The sequence below is a fragment of the Caballeronia sp. DA-9 genome (assembly GCF_051615025.1).
GTDB lineage: Bacteria > Pseudomonadota > Gammaproteobacteria > Burkholderiales > Burkholderiaceae > Caballeronia > Caballeronia sordidicola.
On sequence record NZ_CP195133.1, the window covers coordinates 2,720,106 to 2,738,666 of the forward strand.

The window sequence follows — 18,561 nt, forward strand, 5'->3', positions numbered from 1 at the left end:
CCTTACTCGTCCTTCCCCGCCCCGAACCACGTCTCGCAGTGCCTCAACAAAGCCTGCGTATCCGAAGGCGCGCGCCCGCGCGCCGCAATGTACCCATCCGGGCGCACCAGATAAAAGCAAGGCCGCGTTCGCCCATACGCTTCGGTGAGCGATCGCGCGCCGTCACCGCCTTTATCCGTGATACGCCAGACGCGCACCGAATTCGGCAGCACCTCTTCCACGGATTTCGCGAGATCATCCAGATCCTTGTCGCGCAGCGCATGCGCGACGGTCAGCGTCGCGGGCGCCATCGCGATGTCGTCTTCCTCCGACGGCTTCACCATCAGGAACAGCGAGAAATACGCGGGGTCGTGAAGGTCGAAAAGACAGCCGACACCCGGCGCCCGCCCGAGCGGTCCATCGACGACATGCACCCACGCATCCGGTGCGCGCTCGCCGGCTCGCGGACCGCCGTCGAGTCCGCGATCAAGCGTCAACGGGCTGCGCCTATACTGAATAGACAACTCGCTGACCGTGCGCCGCGCGGCATCGCGCAAGGGACCAATCGCCGATAAAGCCGGCATCACGTGATCGCGGATCAGCTTCATCGGACCATGTTCTGCAGCGGCCATCTGCGTCATGAAACTCGATGTCCGCAGCACTTCCCGCTCTATGGGATGACGTTCGGTGTGGTACGTATCGAGCAAACGGTCGGGCGCCACGCCCGTGAGCATCCGCGCGATCTTCCAGCCAAGATTGAACGCTTCCTGAATGCCCGTGTTCATGCCCTGAGCGCCGGCCGGACTGTGGACATGCGCGGCGTCGCCAGCGAGAAATACGCGTCCCGAGCGCAGCCGGTCCGCCACGCGATTGTTCAATCGAAAATTCGATGACCACGCGAGATTCGTTACCGTCACCCGATGATGAATGCGCCGCGCCACAATCTCGCGGCATTCATCGAGCGTGGGGGCCGCGCTTTTGGGCGGAATGTCCGCCGCGTCCGGCGACTGCGCCGCCGCGCGTTGATCCGCGATCAGCCGCGTGCGGCCGTCGCCCATCGGGAATAACGTGGCAATGCCCTCGCCCGATGCAAAAATATGGAACTCGTCGTCGGGCCATTCGGTATCGGCCTGGAGATCGGCGAGCAGGAAAGTCTGCTCGAAGGTTTTTCCCGTGAACTCGATATTCAAGCCATGCCGCACCATGCTGTGCGCGCCGTCCGCACCGATCAGGTAAGACGGGCGAAGGTGTTCTTCGGCGCCGTTCGGGTGACGCAAGGTCGCTTCCAGACCTGCCGATCCCTGGTTGAAATGCACCAGTTCCACGCCACGCTCCACGCGCACGCCGAACGTTTCAACATGCTCGGTCATCAGGCGTTCGGTGACGGCCTGGTCAAGGAAAAGAAGATACGGATAACGCGTTTGCAGCGGATCGAAATCGAGCCGCATGAGACGCTGTCCGTTCGAATAGAGATTGCCAATGCGCGCCCGGTGACCACGCTCAAGAAACGGTTCCACCAGCCTGTGCTGCTCGAACAGTTCAAGCGTGCGCGCCTGGATGCCGATTGCGCGCGACCACGGCGAAGGTTCCGGGGCTTTGTCGACCAGGCGCACGGGAATGCCGGCGCGCGACAGGCTCATGGCGGCGGCGAGCCCCGTTGGACCAGCGCCCGCGATGAGCACCGGCGCTACGTCGAGTGATTTGTGTCGGTTCGGCTGCGGCGGGTGCATGCGCTTCTCCATCAAACGTCACTGGCTCAAGTGTACGCCGGTCCGAAATGCGCAAACGCCGGAGAACCACGCGCTCAGTGCGCGTGCGCCTTCGCGCCCATCTTTTCTCCCAGCGCGCAACCGTGTTCCGTCGTGCCCATTTCTACCTGCAGCGTCGCGTGATGCATCGCGTAGTCGCGACGCAGCGTTCCCACAATCGAATCGACAAACACATCGCCCGGATGCCCCGCCGGCATGACGATATGCGCGGTCATCGCGTTCTCCGTGGTGGAAAGCGCCCAGACGTGGAGATCGTGGACATCGGTCACGCCCGGCAGATCCGCCAGATACTTTTCAATACGCGGCTTGTCCACGCCCGGCGGCACGGCAGCCATGGCGAGCCGCATGGCGTCGCGGCCCAGTCCCCACGTGCCGGCCACGATCACCGCGACCACGACAATGCTCATTGCCGGGTCGATCCAGCTCGCGCCCGTGAAAAGGATCACGAGGCCGCTGATGGCGACCGCGGCGGAAATGCCGGCGTCGCCCGCCATGTGCAGGAACGCGCCGCGTATGTTCAGGTCTTCCTTGCTGCCGCGCATGAAAAGCCACGCGGAAAAGCCGTTGACCACGAGACCTATGGTGGCAACGACGAATACGTCGAGTCCCGCGACCGGCGCCGGATTGAACAGGCGCTGAACCGCTTCGAGCACAATCGCGCCGCACGCGAACAGCAGCAGCGCGGCGTTGGCGAGCGAAGCCAGGATGGAAGAACTGCCGAGCCCGAACGTATAGCGTTCCGACGGTTTGCGCGCGCCGAGCCAGACCGCGCCCCACGCGAGCAGAAGGCCGAGGACATCGGAGAGATTGTGGCCTGCGTCGGCAAGCAGTGCGGTGGAATGCGCGATGAACCCGTACACGGCCTGCACGATCACGATCACCATGTTCAGCCCGACCGCAATGGCGAAAGTGCGGCCCTGGCCGGCCTGCGGCGCGTGATGGTGATGGTGCCCACCCTTGTGATCGTGGTCATGCTCATGCGCGTGATCGTCCTCATGAGCGTGCGCATTCCCGTGGTCGTGATGCTCATGGTGGTGTGACGGTTGAGGTGCCATTTATTCGTTGTCCGGTCTGAAATCGGCGTGAGGCTCGGCGACATGTTCGAGCAGTTCGGCGAGCATGCCGCTGATGTGTTTATCCGCGGCAAGATAGAAAACCTGCTTGCCTTCGCGCTCGGCACGCACAATCCGCGCCGCCCGCAACAAGCGCAAATGGTGGCTGACAAGCGACGCCGACAACCCCAGCGATTCCGCAATCGCGCCCACCGGCGAACGCCCTTCCACGCACGTCAACACAATGCGCAGACGCGTGGGATCGCCGAGCAGGCGGAACAGGTCGGCGAGGGGAACGACACGCTCGTCGGTTGAAACTTCGCTCAAAACCAGCGGAGAAGACACGATTGGCTTTCATCCAACATATGAACAGGTGTTCATATGTTATTGACACAACCTTCGTGCGTCAACGCAAAAATCGCGATCGGCGGTGAACGTGTGGGAAAATGGCGTGTTCGCATTCGATTTCCCTCAATGGATACAGTTTTTGCACGCGGCTTCGCGGCGCATCGCGACGGCCGCCTGACCGAAGCGGAACGCGACTATCAAGCCGCGCTCGCCGCAGAGCCCTCCCACGTCGACGCACTTCATCTGCTCGGCGTGCTGCGCCACCAGCAAGGCCAGCACGCGGAAGCGGCTGATCTGGTGCGTCGCGCAGTGGACCTGCGTCCCGCCGATCCCGCGCTACAGCTCAACCTCGGCAACGCGCTGAAAGCGCTCGGCCGAATAGACGACGCCATCGAACGCTTTCGCAATGCGCTGGATCTGGAACCCGGCTTTTCGCTCGCGCAATACAACTTGGGCAACGCGTACGCGGCAGCGGGACGCCACGAAGACGCCGCCGACGCCTTCGAAAAAGCCCTGCGCCTGCAACCCGGCGACGCGCCCACCTGGAACAACTTCGGCAATGCGCTGCTCGGCATGCGCCGTTTCGAGGAAGGCGCGAAGGCGTTTCGCCGCGCGCTGCAAATCCGGCCGGGCCATGCGGGCGCGCACAACAATCTCGGCATGGCGCTCAATGCGCTCGGCGACACCCACGGCGCCATCGGACAATTTCGCGAAGCCATTGCTGCCGAGCCGAACTATGTCGCGGCGCATTTCAACCTTGGCAATCTGCTCGATGCTGCCGGCCGTCCGCACGAAGCCGTGCCGGTGCTGCAGAAAGTGCTGCGCATGCAGCCGCAATTCGCGCCCGCGCACTTCGGGCTGGGGCATGCGCTTGCGGCTATCGGCGAATACGAAGCCGCCTTGCCGCAATTCGAGCGCGCGGTAGGACTCGATCCAAAGTACGGCGTGGCGTGGCTTGGCCTCGGCAACGCGCATCTTGCACTCGGCGCGCATAAACCGGCGCTGCGTGCCTTCGATCAGGCGTTGCGCCTCGATCCCGGTCTTGTCGCGGCGAACCTGAATCGCGCTATTACACTGCTCGCCCTTGGCGACTACGCTCGCGGACTGCCGGCTTATGAATGGCGCCTGCGCGCGCCGACCACCCTCCCGCCACCTGCGTTGCCCGTGTGGAAAGGCGCGCCGCTGCCACGCGAAACGCTGTTGATCCGGGCCGAACAAGGTTTCGGCGATACCTTGCAGTTCGTGCGTTTCGTGCCGTTTGCCGCCAGGCTCGTTGGCCAGATCGTGCTCGAAGTGCAACCGGCGCTGGTCGCGTTGCTCGAACCCGCGGCCCACGCCGCAGGCGTCACGCTGAGAAGCCTGGCTGCATCGACACCCGCAACGCCCACTGACGCCCACGCATTTGTTCCGCTGCTCAGCCTGCCGCTGGCGCTTGCGGTATCGACTATGGAAATGGTGCCGGCACGCACGCCGTATCTCGTGGTCCCGGCGGCGTACCGAAAAAAATGGCGCGGGTCGCTTGGCGGCCAGTCGAAGCGCAAGCTGGGGATCACGTGGTCCGGACGCATTCAACCGGGCGAAACGCGGAGCGCACCGCTTGCGTCGCTCGAGCCGCTGTTCAGCCTCGAAGGCATCGACTGGATTGTGCTGCAACCTACGCTCACCGCCGAAGAGCGCGACCTTCTCGACGCCCATCCGCGCGCGCGTTTTATCCAGCGGCTCGAAAACAAGCTCGAGAGTTTCGCCGATACCGCCGCGATCATCGATCGTATGGATGGTGTCGTGTCCATCGATACCGCTGTCGCCCACCTGACCGGCGCGCTCGGAAAACCGCTGTGGCTGATGCTGCCGTTCGCCGCCGACTGGCGTTGGGGTATCGATACACCTTCGAGCGCGTGGTATCCGAAAGCGCATCTGTTCCGGCAGGCGAAACCCGGCGCGTGGGATGAAGTCATCGAACGGGTGGCGAAGGATGTCGCGGCGTCGTCATAGCGTTGAGACGCGCCCCGGCCCGAAATGAAAAACCCCTCGTCGAGGGGTTTTTGTTCCAGCGTGACGGGCAGAAACCGTCAGGCCGTCTTGTACTGATTGCGCGCCTCGCTGGACCGATACAACACCAGCGTGGCGATCAGTCCGCATACCGCCGCGAGTCCCATCCATACACCGGGCGCCGCCTTGTTGCCGGTCGCGTGAATCAGGTACGTGGAGATGGCGGGTGTGAATCCGCCAATGGTCGTCGCCAGGCTGTACGCAAGCGAGAAACCCGTGGTACGCACTTCCACCGGCATGACTTCGGTAAGCGCCACGACCATCGCGCCGTTATAGCTGCCGTAGAGGAACGAGAGCCACAACTCCACGCCAAGCAGGCGCAGGAACGACGGATCCGCGACCAGCCATTGCACCGCCGGATACGAAGTGAGAATGGTCAGGATGGTAAAGAACAGCAGCACCGGCCGGCGCCCCACGCGGTCGGACACCGCGCCGGCAAGCGGCAGCCAGACGAGATTCGACAAACCGACGAACACCGTCACCACCAGGGTATCGAGGGAAGAAAGCTTCAGCACTTCCTTGCCGAACGTCGGCGTGTATGCCGTGATCATGTAGAACGACACGGTCGTCATGATCACCATGCCCATGCCGGCGAGCACGACGCCCCAGTTGGAGGCCATGGACGTCATGATTTCGCCCATCGACGGACGGTGTTTACGCGCGAGGAACTCATCGGTTTCCTGCAACGAGCGCCGGATGATGAACAGGAACGGCACGATCAGGCAGCCGATGATGAACGGCACGCGCCATCCCCAGGCGGTCATCTGGTCGGGCGGCAAAATCCGGCTCATGACCACGCCGATCAGCGCGGCGAACACCACGGCCACTTGCTGGCTGCCCGACTGCCATGAGCAATAGAAGCCCTTGTTGCCCTTCGTCGCGATCTCGGACAGATACACCGACACGCCGCCCAGTTCCACGCCCGCCGAAAAACCCTGCAGCAAGCGGCCAAGCAACACGATGATCGGCGCGAAAACCCCGATGGTCGCGTATCCCGGAATCACCGCGACCAGCAATGTGCCAATGGCCATCATGGTCAGCGTGAGAATCAGGCCCTTCCTGCGGCCATGATGATCGATATACGCGCCAAGCACGATGGCGCCGATCGGACGCATCAGGAAGCCGGCGCCAAACACCGAGAGCGCAAGCATCAGCGAAGCGAATTCGTTGCCGCTCGGAAAGTACGTCTTCGCGATGGACGAGGCGTAATAGCCATAGACCATGAAGTCGTACATTTCCAGGAAATTGCCGCTGACGACGCGAAACACCGATTTCGCCTTCGACTCTTTCGCGGGCGTTGCATGTGAAGGGATGGACATGACTATCTCTAAAAACTCTATCTAAGGATGCTGGCCGGATTGCGCTGAAAGCGCGTCGCCCGATGCAGAATGAAATGTTGGAGTGGTAGCAGCCGGTTTGCTTGCGCGGTGCAAAATGCCAAGAGCCTAGCTACGCTTCGTTGCTAGGGAAGAGACGAAACGCCTCGAAACCGCTACAAAAACGCACAAGAAGCTAATTTATCAGGGTTAACCAGTACATTTACCTAAACACCACAAGTGTCAATGTTACAGCGCGAATGTGAAATGCGCCCGCGCCGTACTCGCGTATTTGCACTTAAAATTGCTTAAATTTGCCTTACATATGCATATAAATCAGCCTTCAAAATATGTTTCGCAAACGGGGTTCCTTTTGCGAATGGCGACATCCAACGACTCCGCGCTTATCGCGAGCATGCATGCGCGGAGTTGGGCAGCGGCATATCGCGGCATCCTGCCGGACACATTTCTCGACAAAGAATTGGCCGATGACCGGGCGGCGCACTGGAACACACGCTTCAACGAACTCGCCGGCGGTGCGGGCGAGGTTTTTATCGCTGTCGTCAATGATCAGCCAGCAGGGTTCGTATGCGTGATCGCCCCCGACGAAACGGGCAGCGTGCTCGTTGACAATCTGCACGCCATGCCCGAAGCCAGAGGCACAGGATTGGGCACCGCGATGCTCGCGACCGCATCGCAATGGGCTGCGGATCGTGGCGCGAAGAACATGCATCTATATGTGCTCGAACCGAATGTTGCGGCAATCGGCTTCTATGAATCGCACGGATGGCGTTTGGCGGGCCGTGAAGATGACACGATGGGCGGCATAGATATCATCGCGTTGCGCTATACCCTGCCGATCGGCTGATGCCTCGGCGTTTGCTTTGCCTTCGTGCAATCGCTGGCGTAATCTCGTTCAACGCCTCTTGCTGGATGCATGACAACGCATCCAGCACAGATTGGCCTGTCTCGCTGAAACGTACGTCGCGTCCGTATCCAATCAGCGTTTTTTTCACTCCGAGCGCCATCGAATGATGGAACTAAGAAGGTTCTGAGCGACGCCCAAGCTGGCGCTGGGTATGATCGAGGGCTGTTCTGTGGCGGGTCCGGCAAGGTGAGGTATCTGGCACCTTCGTAGCAACATCCGGACGATGCCCACACGGCTGCCCCGCTTGTTAATTCGTTGAGCAGTCCTGACGCCCGCTTTCGGATATGAGAAAAAGATGAATGCTCCTCTGGTCGTTGTACAAGGCGATCTGCTTCTGCCAACCCTGTACCCGCTCGCCGGTATGCCTAACGCCGTGTATGGCGAAGAGTGGACGCTGACTCGCGCGCGTCCGGCTTTAACCGAATATGAAATTCCGTTTTACGCGGCGCGATTTCTCACGGCTTATGTCAGTCCGCTGTCTCTTCCCAACGAGCATTTTCCATACACGCCAGCGAGTCTGTGGGGCAAGTTCAAACGCAACGATGAAATCGCACAGATCGAGCAGAATCCTCTCGCCGATTCCGTTCATGCGTCTCCTTCAGTCGAGGAACCGGCGCAGTTCGAGTTCGAACCGTTTACCGCGCCTGTCGATCATCCGGTACAGAAACAGCCTGCAAATGATCGTCACAAAATGGCGGCCGGAGGTGCAATTGCACTGGCGTGCGCTGCGTTTATTGCATGGGCACTGTTCGGGACTCGAATTGGTCATCAGAGTCCGGAAGTAAAGCCAGCGACGGTTGCGTTGAATGCAACGCCCGTAGCGAAGCCCATGGCCGACGCGACGATTGGTCATGCTTCGCCTGTCGTGCCCCCTGTTTCCATGTCTGCAGCTTTGGACAGTTCCGCTTCCGTCGCGACATCTGCCAAGCCTTCGACCGTCGTGGTTGCGGCTTTACCTGCATTGCAGACACCTTCCGCGACAACTGTTGCAAAGCCAGCGGCCGTCATTGCCGGCGCAACCGCCAAATCATCCGTACACACAAGCGAAGTCGCCAGCGACAACGCGAAAACCACCGCCAAGGCAACGGCGGAACGGGCGAGCAAGCCGCGGCTTGTTGCGCAAGCGCAAGACCGGGAACGGGCGAAGGTTCGCGTCAAAGGCAAGCGTCCGGCAGCAGTCGTCCGCGAAGCGAGAAACTACGAAGTCGTGCAACGGCGCCACGGTCATGAATATAGAGGCACGCCGGTTTATCGCAGCAGTGGATACGACACGCCGCTTGCGTCGCCAAGCCGTCGCACCTATGCACACGATGACATGCGCACGAGCTCAACGGGTTCGTCGCTCAGCGTGGCTGAGATGTACAGCATGCTCGCGCACTCGGCTGTCCTCGACGACAACAGCGGCGCCACTCGCCAGACGGTTCGCGCAACTTCCGTTGCCACGCCGCGCGCAGGTTCCGGCGATTCATCGAACTGGAGTTCCGACCTGAGCCAACGCCGTGTCACCGACGCGGGATCGCAATTCGCCAAGTAACCAGACGGTATCGTGGCGAAAGGCACGGCACGCATTTTTAATGCGCCGCACCTGGCACCGGACCCTCACCTAATTTAGAAGCCCCGCACCATGAAGTCCTGCTCCATCTCCACCGTTCTGCAAGCGTTGTTCGTTGTTGCCATCGGGTTCGGCTCGACCGTCGCGAATGCTTATCAGCCCGTGGGCACACTGCTCTCGGCAACGGGTCTTGCAGACCCTGTGCGTCCCGTACCCGCCTATGGATCAATGGACGATTTCCAGGACGGCACGTCCAGCGGACAGGCTACGGGGAATGTATCGGAGCTCAGGCAGATGGTCCAGGCGAAGAAGCTCACCGAGTTGCGTGTCACGTATAACGGCAACTATGGCGCTGCGCTCTTTTTCTATCCGCAGGAGATGGTGTATTACGTTGCGTTGTTTCAGGACAAGAATTTCTGGCGCGTGGTGAAGTCCCAGGACAATGTGCACGCGGAAACGGTCTACGCGCAATTTGCGAGAAAGAGTTACGCGCTCGCCGAGGGCGAAATCCAGCGCACGCAACTGCAGGCACAAAAGGCGCTGCTGGAGCGTGTGATCGCGGTATCGAACGATCGGGCGCAACGGCTCACGGCCGATCTTTCCATTGCCCGAGCGCAGGAAAGTGAAGTATCACAACGTCAGCAGCAAATGCAGGCAGAATCCATGGCGTTGCAGAACGACAAGTCCAACGCCGAGCGTCGTTTGCGCGCGCTCCAGCAGCAGGTCCAGCAGCTTCAGGAACAAAGCGAAGCGGGGATCGCGCAGTAACTCTTTCACAACAGCACAAAGGCCGCTTCAACTGACGTTGAAGCGGCCTTTATGGTTATGGTTGCTGCGGTTTTTGCAGAAGCTCGCCTAGAACCGCGTTTCACGCGCCACGCGCAGGAACGTATCGAGCAGCGGCGTGCAATCCAGCAGTTCATCCCCGCCCGCGCGATGAAACTCCGGGTGCCATTGCACACCCATCACGAACGGCGCGCGCCGGTAACGCACTGCCTCGATAATCCCGTCCGCCGCCGATACCGCCTCGATGTTCAGATCGCGGCCAATCGTCTTGACCGCCTGGTGGTGGATCGAATTGACGAGCGCTTCGCGATGACCGGGAAACATGTTGACGAGCGTGGAGCCATCGGGGAAACGAATCGGATGACGATGCTGGTCGTATTGCTCATTGACGTGGATGCCGGCCGTCGGGACATCTGTGGCAATGTCCTGATACAGCGTGCCGCCGAACGCCACATTGATCAACTGGCAGCCTCGGCACACGCCCAGCACAGGCTTTCCCGATTCGATGAACTCATGCAGCAGTTCCAGTTCGTACATATCGCGAACACGGTCGCCGGGCCATTCGTGGCGCGTCGCCGCTTCCGTGTAGGACTGCGGCGAAACATCCGCGCCGCCTTGAAGCAAGAGGCCATCAAGATGCTTCGCGTAATCACGCAACCGGATATTGCTCGGATGCAGCATGCCCTGATGACCGACCGTGGGAATCATGAATACAAGCACGTCACGCGACATCACCCAATGCGCGATGGACTCTTCGAGATATTGCAGCGTCTTCCCGCGCAATCCTTTCGCGCCCGGCTCCGGATGAAAAATGCGCGCGGATACGCCAATTCTGAGCGTCCGTTGCGTGATGCGCTGCCCCGCGCGGTCGAATATCTGCCGGGCGCGCGCCTTGATCACGCGGCCGAACACCGACCATGCGGAATCGCTCTGGCGCAGATAAGGAGGCGGCGCTTGCGTGCCGGAGGGCGCTTCCGGTGGTATGGGCGGAGGATGAAACGTGCCGAAATCAGGCGCGGCCGTGAATTCGGGAGGCAGTGCGCTCGTGCGCGCCCGTACCGTTTCCGCATCGATTTCCGCCTTTGTTTCAGCGGTTTCCGCAGCCTGCGCTTCAGTCGCGATTTCAACCTCTTCCGCGAGACTCGCTTCGGCTTCGGTTGCCGACTCGATTTCTTTCGCCAAGCCTGCTTTCAAGTGAAGGGGCGAATTCGGAGCAGCCGGTTTTTCGATGCCCGCCTTCGCGCCGCCCGTGCGCGCCGCGCTTTCTTGCGCAGACGTGGCGGCCGCAGCCGCTTTGCGGGCTTCGGCTGCATCTTCACGCTGGGCTTTGGCTGTATCGACAGGTTCTACCGTTGATGCGCTCGACGGCGCATCTGTCGATGCACGCTCCGCCGCGCTCGCCGCCGGGCCAGGCTGTGCGGCCGCGGGGACATGGGTGACTTTCTGAGATGACGCGGATGGGACTGCCGGATCAGGATTGGGAATCTGCGGATTTGAGTCCGTGGACGCCACGGCAGGAATTGCGGTGTCGGGCGTACCCGAATTTGACGACTTGTTTTCGCTCATTCCGATAGAGGCGCTGTGCGCTTTAAGAATGGTCAGAGTTCAATTATCCGCCTCTGGTCCGGGAGCGGCAAACCATCAAACAATTGGTCACATTATCGGAGGAAACAAACATTTCGTGCCGTTAATGATCGCGGGGCTCTTCAAAAGTTTCTCGGAGTGCGATCTGCATGGTCGCGTGGATTTTCACGCACCAGCGCCACAGCACACTCAGCAAAAGCGCCGCGCAAATCAGGACAGCGATCATCAGCCCAAACGGAGGAAGAATGCCGCCCGACAGCACGGTGACCAGCAAGAAGACGCCGAACATGGCAAGGATCGGGATCAGGCCGGAGATGGCGGAACGCAACGCGCTAGTGAAGCGGCCCGCCTTCGCGGGTTGCACGCTCACCTCGGCGAGCATCAACGCAAGCGACTGCAGCTTGCGATAGACCGCGACGAGAAACGGCATCGACACCAGCAACGCCGCGCTCCAGATGGCCACGCGCTGCGCGTCGTTGGTGGGCAGCCAGCGGGCAAGATATCCGGTGGCGATGGGCGCCGAATACGAAGCGGCGAGAAAAATGGCGGCAACCAGCGCAAGATTGACTGCGATCTGCACCACGATGCGCCGGGTCATGCTGAAGAGCGTTGGGCCGCCGGTGTCGGGCGACAGGCTCCCGAGCCATTGCGAATAGAGTCCGAAGGTATTGGCGACCGGAACCGGCATGGAACCGGCAATGCGCCGGGTGATTGGATCGGCAGCCTTGATCAGATATGGCGTGAACAAGGTCGTCAACGCGGAAACCGCAACCGCGATCGGATACAGGAAGCTGCTGGTCACTTTCAGCGACACCCCCAGCGAAGCAATGATGAACGAGAACTCGCCGATCTGCGCAACGCTCATGCCGACGCGCATCGACGTGCGTCCATCCCTGCCGGCGAGAAACGTCCCGAGCCCGCATGACACAATCTTGCCCAGCACGACCGCGATGGTGATGACCGTAATCGGCCACCAGTAATCCACAAGGACGGTCGGATTCAGCATCAGCCCGATGGTCACGAAAAAGATGGCGGAGAACATGTCGCGAACCGGCGCGATCAGATGCTCGATACGCTGCAGATTCCGCGATTCGGCCATGATCGCGCCGATCAGAAACGCCCCGAGCGCGATGCTGTAGTCGAGCTTAACCACCAACAGACAGAAGCCGAAACAGAAGCCAAGGACGGTGACGAGCAGCATTTCGTCGCTCTTGGCTTTCGCCACATAGTCGAGCGCACGCGGCACGATCAGGATGCCGACGACCATCGACACAGTCATGAACAGCAGCAGTTTGCCCAGCGTGACAAACGCCACGCCCGCCGACACCGAACCCGTTTGTGCGATGCCCGAAAGCAGTACGAGCATGGCGATCGCGAGAATGTCCTCCACGATCAGAATGCCGAAGATCAGTTGCGCGAACGGCTCGCCCTTCATGCCGAGATCGGAAAGCGCCTTGACGATAATGGTCGTGGAAGAAATGGCGAGCATGGCGCCGAGGAACAGCGAATCCATCGCGTTCCAGCCGAACCATTGCCCGATCTCATAGCCGATCCAGATCATCAGCACGATCTCGGACGCCGCCGCCACGAAAGCCGTTGCACCAACCTTGAACAGCTTTTTCAGACTGAATTCCAATCCGAGGGAAAACATCAGGAAGACCACGCCGAGTTCGCCGAGTGTCTGGATGGTGGCTTCGTCGTGGATAAGCTGGAAAGGCGGCGTATAGGGACCAATGATCACGCCCGCCACGATATATCCCAATACGACCGGCTGCTTCAGGCGATGAAAGAGCACGGTGACCACGCCCGCAATCGCCATGATTACCGCCAGATCCTGAATGAAGCCAATCGCGTGATGCATCCGCAAACCCTTACAAAAAGCACACAAGGATGCTGATAGTACCGCAACAAGTTTTTACATTGATGACCGGGACGTTCAGAACAGGGACAAATGACATACGCCATCGGACTGGGCCGACGACGATTTAAATGACAAGAACGACCGCTGGCCGAGCCTTGGAGATTTTGAAGACTTGAAGCGAATACGGCCTGAAGCTGTGTCAGGCCGCCCTTGCACGAAGTCCGCTCAGACGGCGGCTTCGTCTTCCTCGCCGGTACGAATGCGGATCACGCGCTCGACGTCGGTCACAAAGATCTTGCCGTCGCCAATCTTGCCGGTCCGCGCTGCGCCAATGATGGCGTCGATAACCTGATCCGTCTGCGCGTCCGCCACCACGACTTCAATCTTGACCTTGGGCAGAAAGTCGACGACATACTCCGCCCCGCGATATAGCTCGGTATGGCCTTTCTGCCGGCCGAAGCCCTTGACCTCGGTGACGGTCAACCCGGTAAGACCGGCGGTGGCCAGCGCTTCACGTACTTCGTCCAGCTTGAACGGCTTGATGACTGCGGTAATGCGTTTCATGGCGCGCCTCGTTAAATGATGTCGCCACATAGATGGCGAATGGTGCGGATGGGTAATTAACGAACTACAAATCGATGCTTTGATTCTAGCTGCGTTTTCGCGGTCCACAGCAAGCATCTCGCATTAACGTACCGATCCCACGCCAAAAGCCATCGATATTCGCGGATTTACGCGCAAATATGGTGCAAACGCCTCACTCCGCAGGAATGTTCTTCAAATCGTTCATCCAGACGATGGATTCCGAATCGCTCGGCGCGCGCCAATCTCCGCGCGGTGAAAGCGAGCCGCCCGTGCCTACCTTTGGCGCATTTGGAATGCATGAGCGTTTGAACTGGCTGGTCCTGAAGAACCGGTCAAGGAAGATACCAAGATTGCGTTTCAGGTCCGCTAACTCGTACTGGTTTCTCGCAACGTGCGCGCCTTCCGGCCACTCGCCGGCGTCGCGATCTTTCCAGGCCGTGTACGCGAGGAACGCCACCTTGGAGGGCGCGAAGCCGAAGCGCAGCGTGTAATAAAGGTTGAAGTCCTGCAACTCATATGGGCCGATCACGCTCTCGGTCTTCTGCTCGGGAGCGCCATTCGCCTTGCCTGGAACGAGTTCGGGGCTGATGTCGGTATTCAGGATGTTGATCAGGACGTCCGAGCCCGAATTGCCGATCTGTCCCGTCTCCGCGACCCAACGGACCAGATGCGTAATCAGTGTTTTCGGAACGCTGGCGTTCACGTTGTAGTGCGACATGTGATCGCCCACGCCATAGGTGCACCATCCAAGCGCAAGTTCGCTCAGGTCGCCCGTGCCGATCACAATGCCGCCCTTGAAATTCGCGAGCCGGAACAGATGATTTGTGCGCTCGCCTGCCTGCACGTTCTCGAACGTGATGTCGTAGTCTTCCTTGCCGGACGCATAGGGATGACCCAGGTCCTTCAGCATCTGCTCGCAGCTCGGCCTGATATCGATCTCGCTTGCAGAACAGCCAACCACTTCCATCAGTTGCCGCGCCTGGGACAGCGTCCGGTCGCTGGTCGCGAAACCGGGCATGGTCACGCCGAGAATATTCGTGCGCGGCAGCTTCAGACGGTCCATTGCCTTGGCGCAGACAAGCAGCGCATGCGTTGAATCCAGTCCTCCCGAGATGCCGATCACCACCTTCGAAATACCGCTTGCCGACAAACGCTGCACGAGCGCCTGCACCTGGATGTTGTAAACCTCGTTGCAGCGCTCGTCGCGGCGCTTCGGATCCGATGGCACGTACGGGAACCGCTCCACGGCGCGATCGAGCGGCAATACGCGGCCGAGCGGAAGCTCCAGAGCGAACCGGATGGTCTCGAACGCGGAGACTTCGTCGGCGTGCCGGCGTACCGACTGGCCGAACGTGGTCTGGCGCATGCGCTCGCGCGAGAGCCGCTCAAGATCGACATCGGCGAAAACGAGGTGCGACGTGTCCAGGAAGCGCTCGGATTCGGCGAGCAACTCGCCGTTTTCGTAGATGATCGCCTGGCCGTCCCAAGCCAGATCGGTTGTCGACTCGCCCCTTCCCGCCGAAGTGTACAAATAGGCGGACAGGCATCGGGCGGACTGCTGCGACACCAGTTGATGCCGATAACCGGCCTTGCCCACCACCACGTTCGAGGCCGACAGATTCACCAATACCGTCGCGCCCGCGAGCGCCGCAAAGGACGACGGAGGAATGGGCACCCAGACGTCCTCGCAGATTTCCACATGAAAACGCAGCAGCGGCAAATCGGCGATTTCGAACAGCAGCGACGAACCGAATGGCACGTCCGAGCCCAGCAGATTGACCCGATCAACCTGCGCGTTCTCGGCCGCGCTGAACTGCCGCGCTTCATAGAACTCGCCGTAGTTCGGCAGATAGCTCTTCGGCACGACGCCCTGAATCCGGCCGCTCGCGACCACGACGGCGCAGTTGAAAAGCGTGTGCTCCACGCGCAACGGCATGCCGACGATCATTGCAATCGACACGCTTTTCGATGCCGCCACCACCGTTGCCAGCGCTTCCTCGCAAGCGTCGAGCAAAGCGCGCTGATGGAACAGGTCGTCACAGGAATAGGCCGAGATACCGAGTTCCGGGAATGCCACGAGAACGGCGCCATTCGCCGCCGCCTGCTTCGCCAGTTCAATGGTTTCAGCCGCGTTGAACGCCGGATCGGCGACTTTGCAGCGCGGCACGCCCACTGCCACGCGCGCGAAATCGTGACTATAAAGATTGAAGAATCGGTTTTTCATCTTGAGCTTGTCCATACGATGCCCCGTATTCGGGGTCCTGTTCCGGCGCATGACGGGTTGAGAACTACGGTTGAGAAACGAAAGCATTTCGACATGATGATAAGTCGAGTTGCCATTTCCAGGCACGTATTACCGTCGACGTTGGCCATTCGGCCAGGTTTTCAGCAAAAACGTCAAACCTTTTTGCGGAATGGCGTGTGCGCTTCGAGCTCTTGAATATGCTGGTCCATTGCGGCCGTTTCTTCATCGAGGAACTCGCTGATCGCATGCGCGAATCGCGGGTCCGCAACCCAGTGCGCGGACCATGTCGGCGTGGGCAGCATGCCGCGCGACATCTTGTGCACGCCCTGCGCGCCGCCTTCGAAGCGCGCAAGTCCATGCACGATGCAATATTCAATGCCCTGCATGTAGCAGGTCTCGAAATGCAGCCCCGAGACAAACTCTTTCGTGCCCCAGTAACGGCCGAACATCACGTCGCCGCCGATCATGTTCAGCGCGCACGCGAGCCGCTTGCCATCGGCTTCGGCAATCACGAGCAGCATGCTTTCGGGCGCGGCCGCGTGGATCTGGCCGAAGAATTCGCGCGACAGATATGGCGGATTCCAGTGCTCGCGATACGTGTTTTCATAGCACGCGTAGAAGAAATCGAGCGCGTCAGTATCGATTTGCGCACCGCGCAGCCAGGTGTAGCTCACGCCTGCATCGGTTACGCGGCGGCGGTCCTGTTTCACCTTTTTGCGCTTGTCGTGGCTCATGGTGGCGAGAAACGCGTCAAAGCTTTCGTATCCGCCGGCTGCGTTTTCCCAGTGGAACTGCACGCCCTCGCGCAGCATGTAACCGGCTTCCGTCAGCGCTTCGAGATCCTGCTCCTGCGGAAAAAGCACGTGCAACGACGACAGTTCCAACTGCTTTGACAACTCTATCGCCCCGCGGGCCAGCATCACGCGCTCCGCGTGCGTGCCGGCGATCAGGCGGGGCCCGGTCACAGGCGAAAACGGCACCGCCGATAACCCTTTCGGATAGTACGGAATGCCGTTGCGCTCGAAGGCGTCGGCCCAGGCGTGATCGAACACGTATTCGCCGCGCGAGTGTTTCTTGAGATAAAGCGGCATGACGCCGGCAAGCTGGCCGTCGCGTTTGAGCAGCAGGAAATGGGGACGCCAGCCGGTTCGAGCCACCGCGCAGCCCGTATCCTGCAACGCGGAGAGGAATTCGTGACGGACGAACGGGTTGTCGCCGGCGAGACGGTTCCATTCGTCAGGGCTCACGGTATCGAGCGAATCGACCACATGTATTTCGACCGTGCGGTTCAACGGGCTTACCTCGCTTCGAGCTTGTTCATGGCTGCTGCCGTGCGCCTGGTGCGGCGCGGAACGGTTATTCTCGCCGAAGTCGCAGGTTTTTGTCGGAGCGGGGTGTGTGCGGGCTTGAGGGATAATGCGCGGCATCCGGTTTTCATCTTCTGCCTCATGCCCTGGTTCCTGTACCTCATCGAATGCGCCGACGGAAGTCTCTACACCGGGATTGCTACGGATGTCGATGCGCGGTTCGCCAAGCACCTGAGCGGCGATGGCGCGAGATATACGCGCTCGCGCAAGCCCGTGGCCGTGCGGGCTTCGTTTGAGTTGAGCGGCCGCGCAGAGGCATCGCGGGCGGAATATTGGGTGAAACGGCTGAAGGTGGCGCGCAAATGGGCGTTGGTGGCGGGTGAACTGGCGCTGTCGGAAGTTATGCCGGCAGAAGACATTGAGGATGAAGGCGCCCAGCAGGTCGATACATAAAAAAACCGCCCGGTCCTGCCATCAGGCAGGACCGGGCGGGTCTACTGTATTTCGAAAGTTAGCGGCTGAATTACTTCTTGAAGTTAGCCACGCCTTCGGTAATTTCCTTGTGGGCTGCTTCCACGCCCTGCCAGCCTTCGACCTTTACCCACTTGCCTTTCTCGAGCGCCTTGTATTGCTCGAAGAAATGCTTGATCTGGTCCTTCAGGTATTCCGGCACGTCATCGACTGTTTTCATGTGCGCCGTCATTGGGCAGATCTTGTCGTGGGCAACGGCAACCAGCTTCGCGTCCACGCCGGACTCATCCGTCATCTGCAACATGCCCAAGGCACGCGCGCGGACCACGGAACCTGCCAGCAGCGGGAACGGCGTGATTACCAGCACGTCGACCGGATCGCCGTCGCCCGAAAGCGTCTGCGGAATAAAGCCGTAATTGGCGGGATAACGCATACCCGTGCCGATGAAACGGTCAACCACGAGCAGGCCCATGTCCTTGTCCGCCTCGTACTTCACCGGATCGCTTTGCGCCGGGATCTCGATGATCACGTTGAAGTCCTGCGGAAGATCCTTGCCTGCGGGTACGTTGTTAAAGCTCATATGCACTCTCTTCGAAGTGGAAATTCAGGGTCGGGAGACAGGCGAATTCGACGAATCCGGTACACGCCAAAGCGGCGATTTGCTGCATCGCGGCGATACACGTGAAGCGTCACCGTTCGGCCACGGCGCGCTTTTCATGCCGCCTGCGC

Annotated in this window: 15 protein-coding genes; 5 read left to right on the forward strand and 10 right to left on the reverse strand. The window is 60.4% G+C overall.

What is annotated here, in order from left to right:
- Positions 1 to 2: 2 nt before the first annotated feature.
- The 3 genes from ACRWA7_RS28740 to ACRWA7_RS28750 all read right to left on the reverse strand — a co-directional run bounded on the left by ACRWA7_RS28740 (position 3) and on the right by ACRWA7_RS28750 (position 3,145).
- Entirely contained in the window at positions 3 to 1,709 is a 1,707-nt protein-coding gene (locus tag ACRWA7_RS28740) for an FAD-dependent monooxygenase (protein WP_438393826.1), read from the reverse strand.
- 74 nt (positions 1,710 to 1,783) lie between these two features.
- Entirely contained in the window at positions 1,784 to 2,803 is a 1,020-nt protein-coding gene (locus ACRWA7_RS28745; protein WP_438393829.1) for a cation diffusion facilitator family transporter, read from the reverse strand.
- Complete coding sequence (locus tag ACRWA7_RS28750) at positions 2,804 to 3,145, reverse strand: ArsR/SmtB family transcription factor (protein WP_060856109.1); 342 nt, start codon at positions 3,143 to 3,145, stop codon at positions 2,804 to 2,806.
- Between the two features lie 129 nt (positions 3,146 to 3,274).
- Here ACRWA7_RS28750 and ACRWA7_RS28755 point away from each other — a divergent pair, with 129 nt between their 5' ends.
- A complete protein-coding gene (locus ACRWA7_RS28755) occupies positions 3,275 to 5,140 on the forward strand; it encodes a tetratricopeptide repeat protein (RefSeq protein ID WP_438393832.1) in 1,866 nt (621 codons plus the stop codon).
- Between the two features lie 77 nt (positions 5,141 to 5,217).
- On the opposite strand, the gene ACRWA7_RS28760 is transcribed toward ACRWA7_RS28755, so the two are convergent.
- On the reverse strand, positions 5,218 to 6,516 hold the full coding sequence (locus tag ACRWA7_RS28760; RefSeq protein ID WP_060856111.1) for an MFS transporter: 1,299 nt from the start codon (positions 6,514 to 6,516) through the stop codon (positions 5,218 to 5,220).
- Positions 6,517 to 6,892: 376 nt separating this feature from the next.
- Here ACRWA7_RS28760 and ACRWA7_RS28765 point away from each other — a divergent pair, with 376 nt between their 5' ends.
- The 3 genes from ACRWA7_RS28765 to ACRWA7_RS28775 all read left to right on the forward strand — a co-directional run bounded on the left by ACRWA7_RS28765 (position 6,893) and on the right by ACRWA7_RS28775 (position 9,761).
- Positions 6,893 to 7,381: a GNAT family N-acetyltransferase gene (locus tag ACRWA7_RS28765; RefSeq protein ID WP_060856112.1), complete on the forward strand. Its 489-nt coding sequence runs from the start codon at positions 6,893 to 6,895 to the stop codon at positions 7,379 to 7,381.
- Positions 7,382 to 7,736: 355 nt separating this feature from the next.
- The gene (locus ACRWA7_RS28770; protein ID WP_438393836.1) at positions 7,737 to 8,975 is read left to right on the forward strand and encodes a hypothetical protein; all 1,239 of its coding nucleotides are present in this window, start codon (positions 7,737 to 7,739) and stop codon (positions 8,973 to 8,975) included.
- A 90-nt stretch (positions 8,976 to 9,065) separates the two neighbouring features.
- Complete coding sequence (locus ACRWA7_RS28775; RefSeq protein WP_082850489.1) at positions 9,066 to 9,761, forward strand: DUF2968 domain-containing protein; 696 nt, start codon at positions 9,066 to 9,068, stop codon at positions 9,759 to 9,761.
- An 87-nt stretch (positions 9,762 to 9,848) separates the two neighbouring features.
- Here ACRWA7_RS28775 and ACRWA7_RS28780 read toward each other — a convergent pair whose 3' ends face one another.
- The 5 genes from ACRWA7_RS28780 to ACRWA7_RS28800 form a co-directional block, all read right to left on the reverse strand.
- Positions 9,849 to 11,345: a gamma-glutamyl-gamma-aminobutyrate hydrolase family protein gene (locus tag ACRWA7_RS28780; protein WP_438393839.1), complete on the reverse strand. Its 1,497-nt coding sequence runs from the start codon at positions 11,343 to 11,345 to the stop codon at positions 9,849 to 9,851.
- Positions 11,346 to 11,466: 121 nt separating this feature from the next.
- Positions 11,467 to 13,224 carry a cation:proton antiporter gene (locus tag ACRWA7_RS28785; RefSeq protein WP_438393842.1) on the reverse strand — a complete coding sequence of 586 codons (1,758 nt, stop codon included), beginning with the start codon at positions 13,222 to 13,224 and terminating at the stop codon, positions 11,467 to 11,469.
- 225 nt (positions 13,225 to 13,449) lie between these two features.
- A complete protein-coding gene (locus tag ACRWA7_RS28790; protein ID WP_056355876.1) occupies positions 13,450 to 13,788 on the reverse strand; it encodes a P-II family nitrogen regulator in 339 nt (112 codons plus the stop codon).
- Between the two features lie 193 nt (positions 13,789 to 13,981).
- Positions 13,982 to 16,033: an NAD(+) synthase gene (locus ACRWA7_RS28795; protein ID WP_060856164.1), complete on the reverse strand. Its 2,052-nt coding sequence runs from the start codon at positions 16,031 to 16,033 to the stop codon at positions 13,982 to 13,984.
- A 173-nt stretch (positions 16,034 to 16,206) separates the two neighbouring features.
- Positions 16,207 to 17,346, reverse strand: a complete 1,140-nt coding sequence (locus ACRWA7_RS28800; RefSeq protein ID WP_060856117.1) for a GNAT family N-acetyltransferase — start codon at positions 17,344 to 17,346, stop codon at positions 16,207 to 16,209.
- Between the two features lie 156 nt (positions 17,347 to 17,502).
- Here ACRWA7_RS28800 and ACRWA7_RS28805 point away from each other — a divergent pair, with 156 nt between their 5' ends.
- The gene (locus ACRWA7_RS28805; RefSeq protein ID WP_060856165.1) at positions 17,503 to 17,814 is read left to right on the forward strand and encodes a GIY-YIG nuclease family protein; all 312 of its coding nucleotides are present in this window, start codon (positions 17,503 to 17,505) and stop codon (positions 17,812 to 17,814) included.
- 70 nt (positions 17,815 to 17,884) lie between these two features.
- Here the strand turns inward: ACRWA7_RS28805 and ppa are convergent, their stop codons facing one another.
- Positions 17,885 to 18,412: an inorganic diphosphatase gene (gene ppa, locus ACRWA7_RS28810; protein ID WP_060856118.1), complete on the reverse strand. Its 528-nt coding sequence runs from the start codon at positions 18,410 to 18,412 to the stop codon at positions 17,885 to 17,887.
- Positions 18,413 to 18,561: the final 149 nt, after the last annotated feature.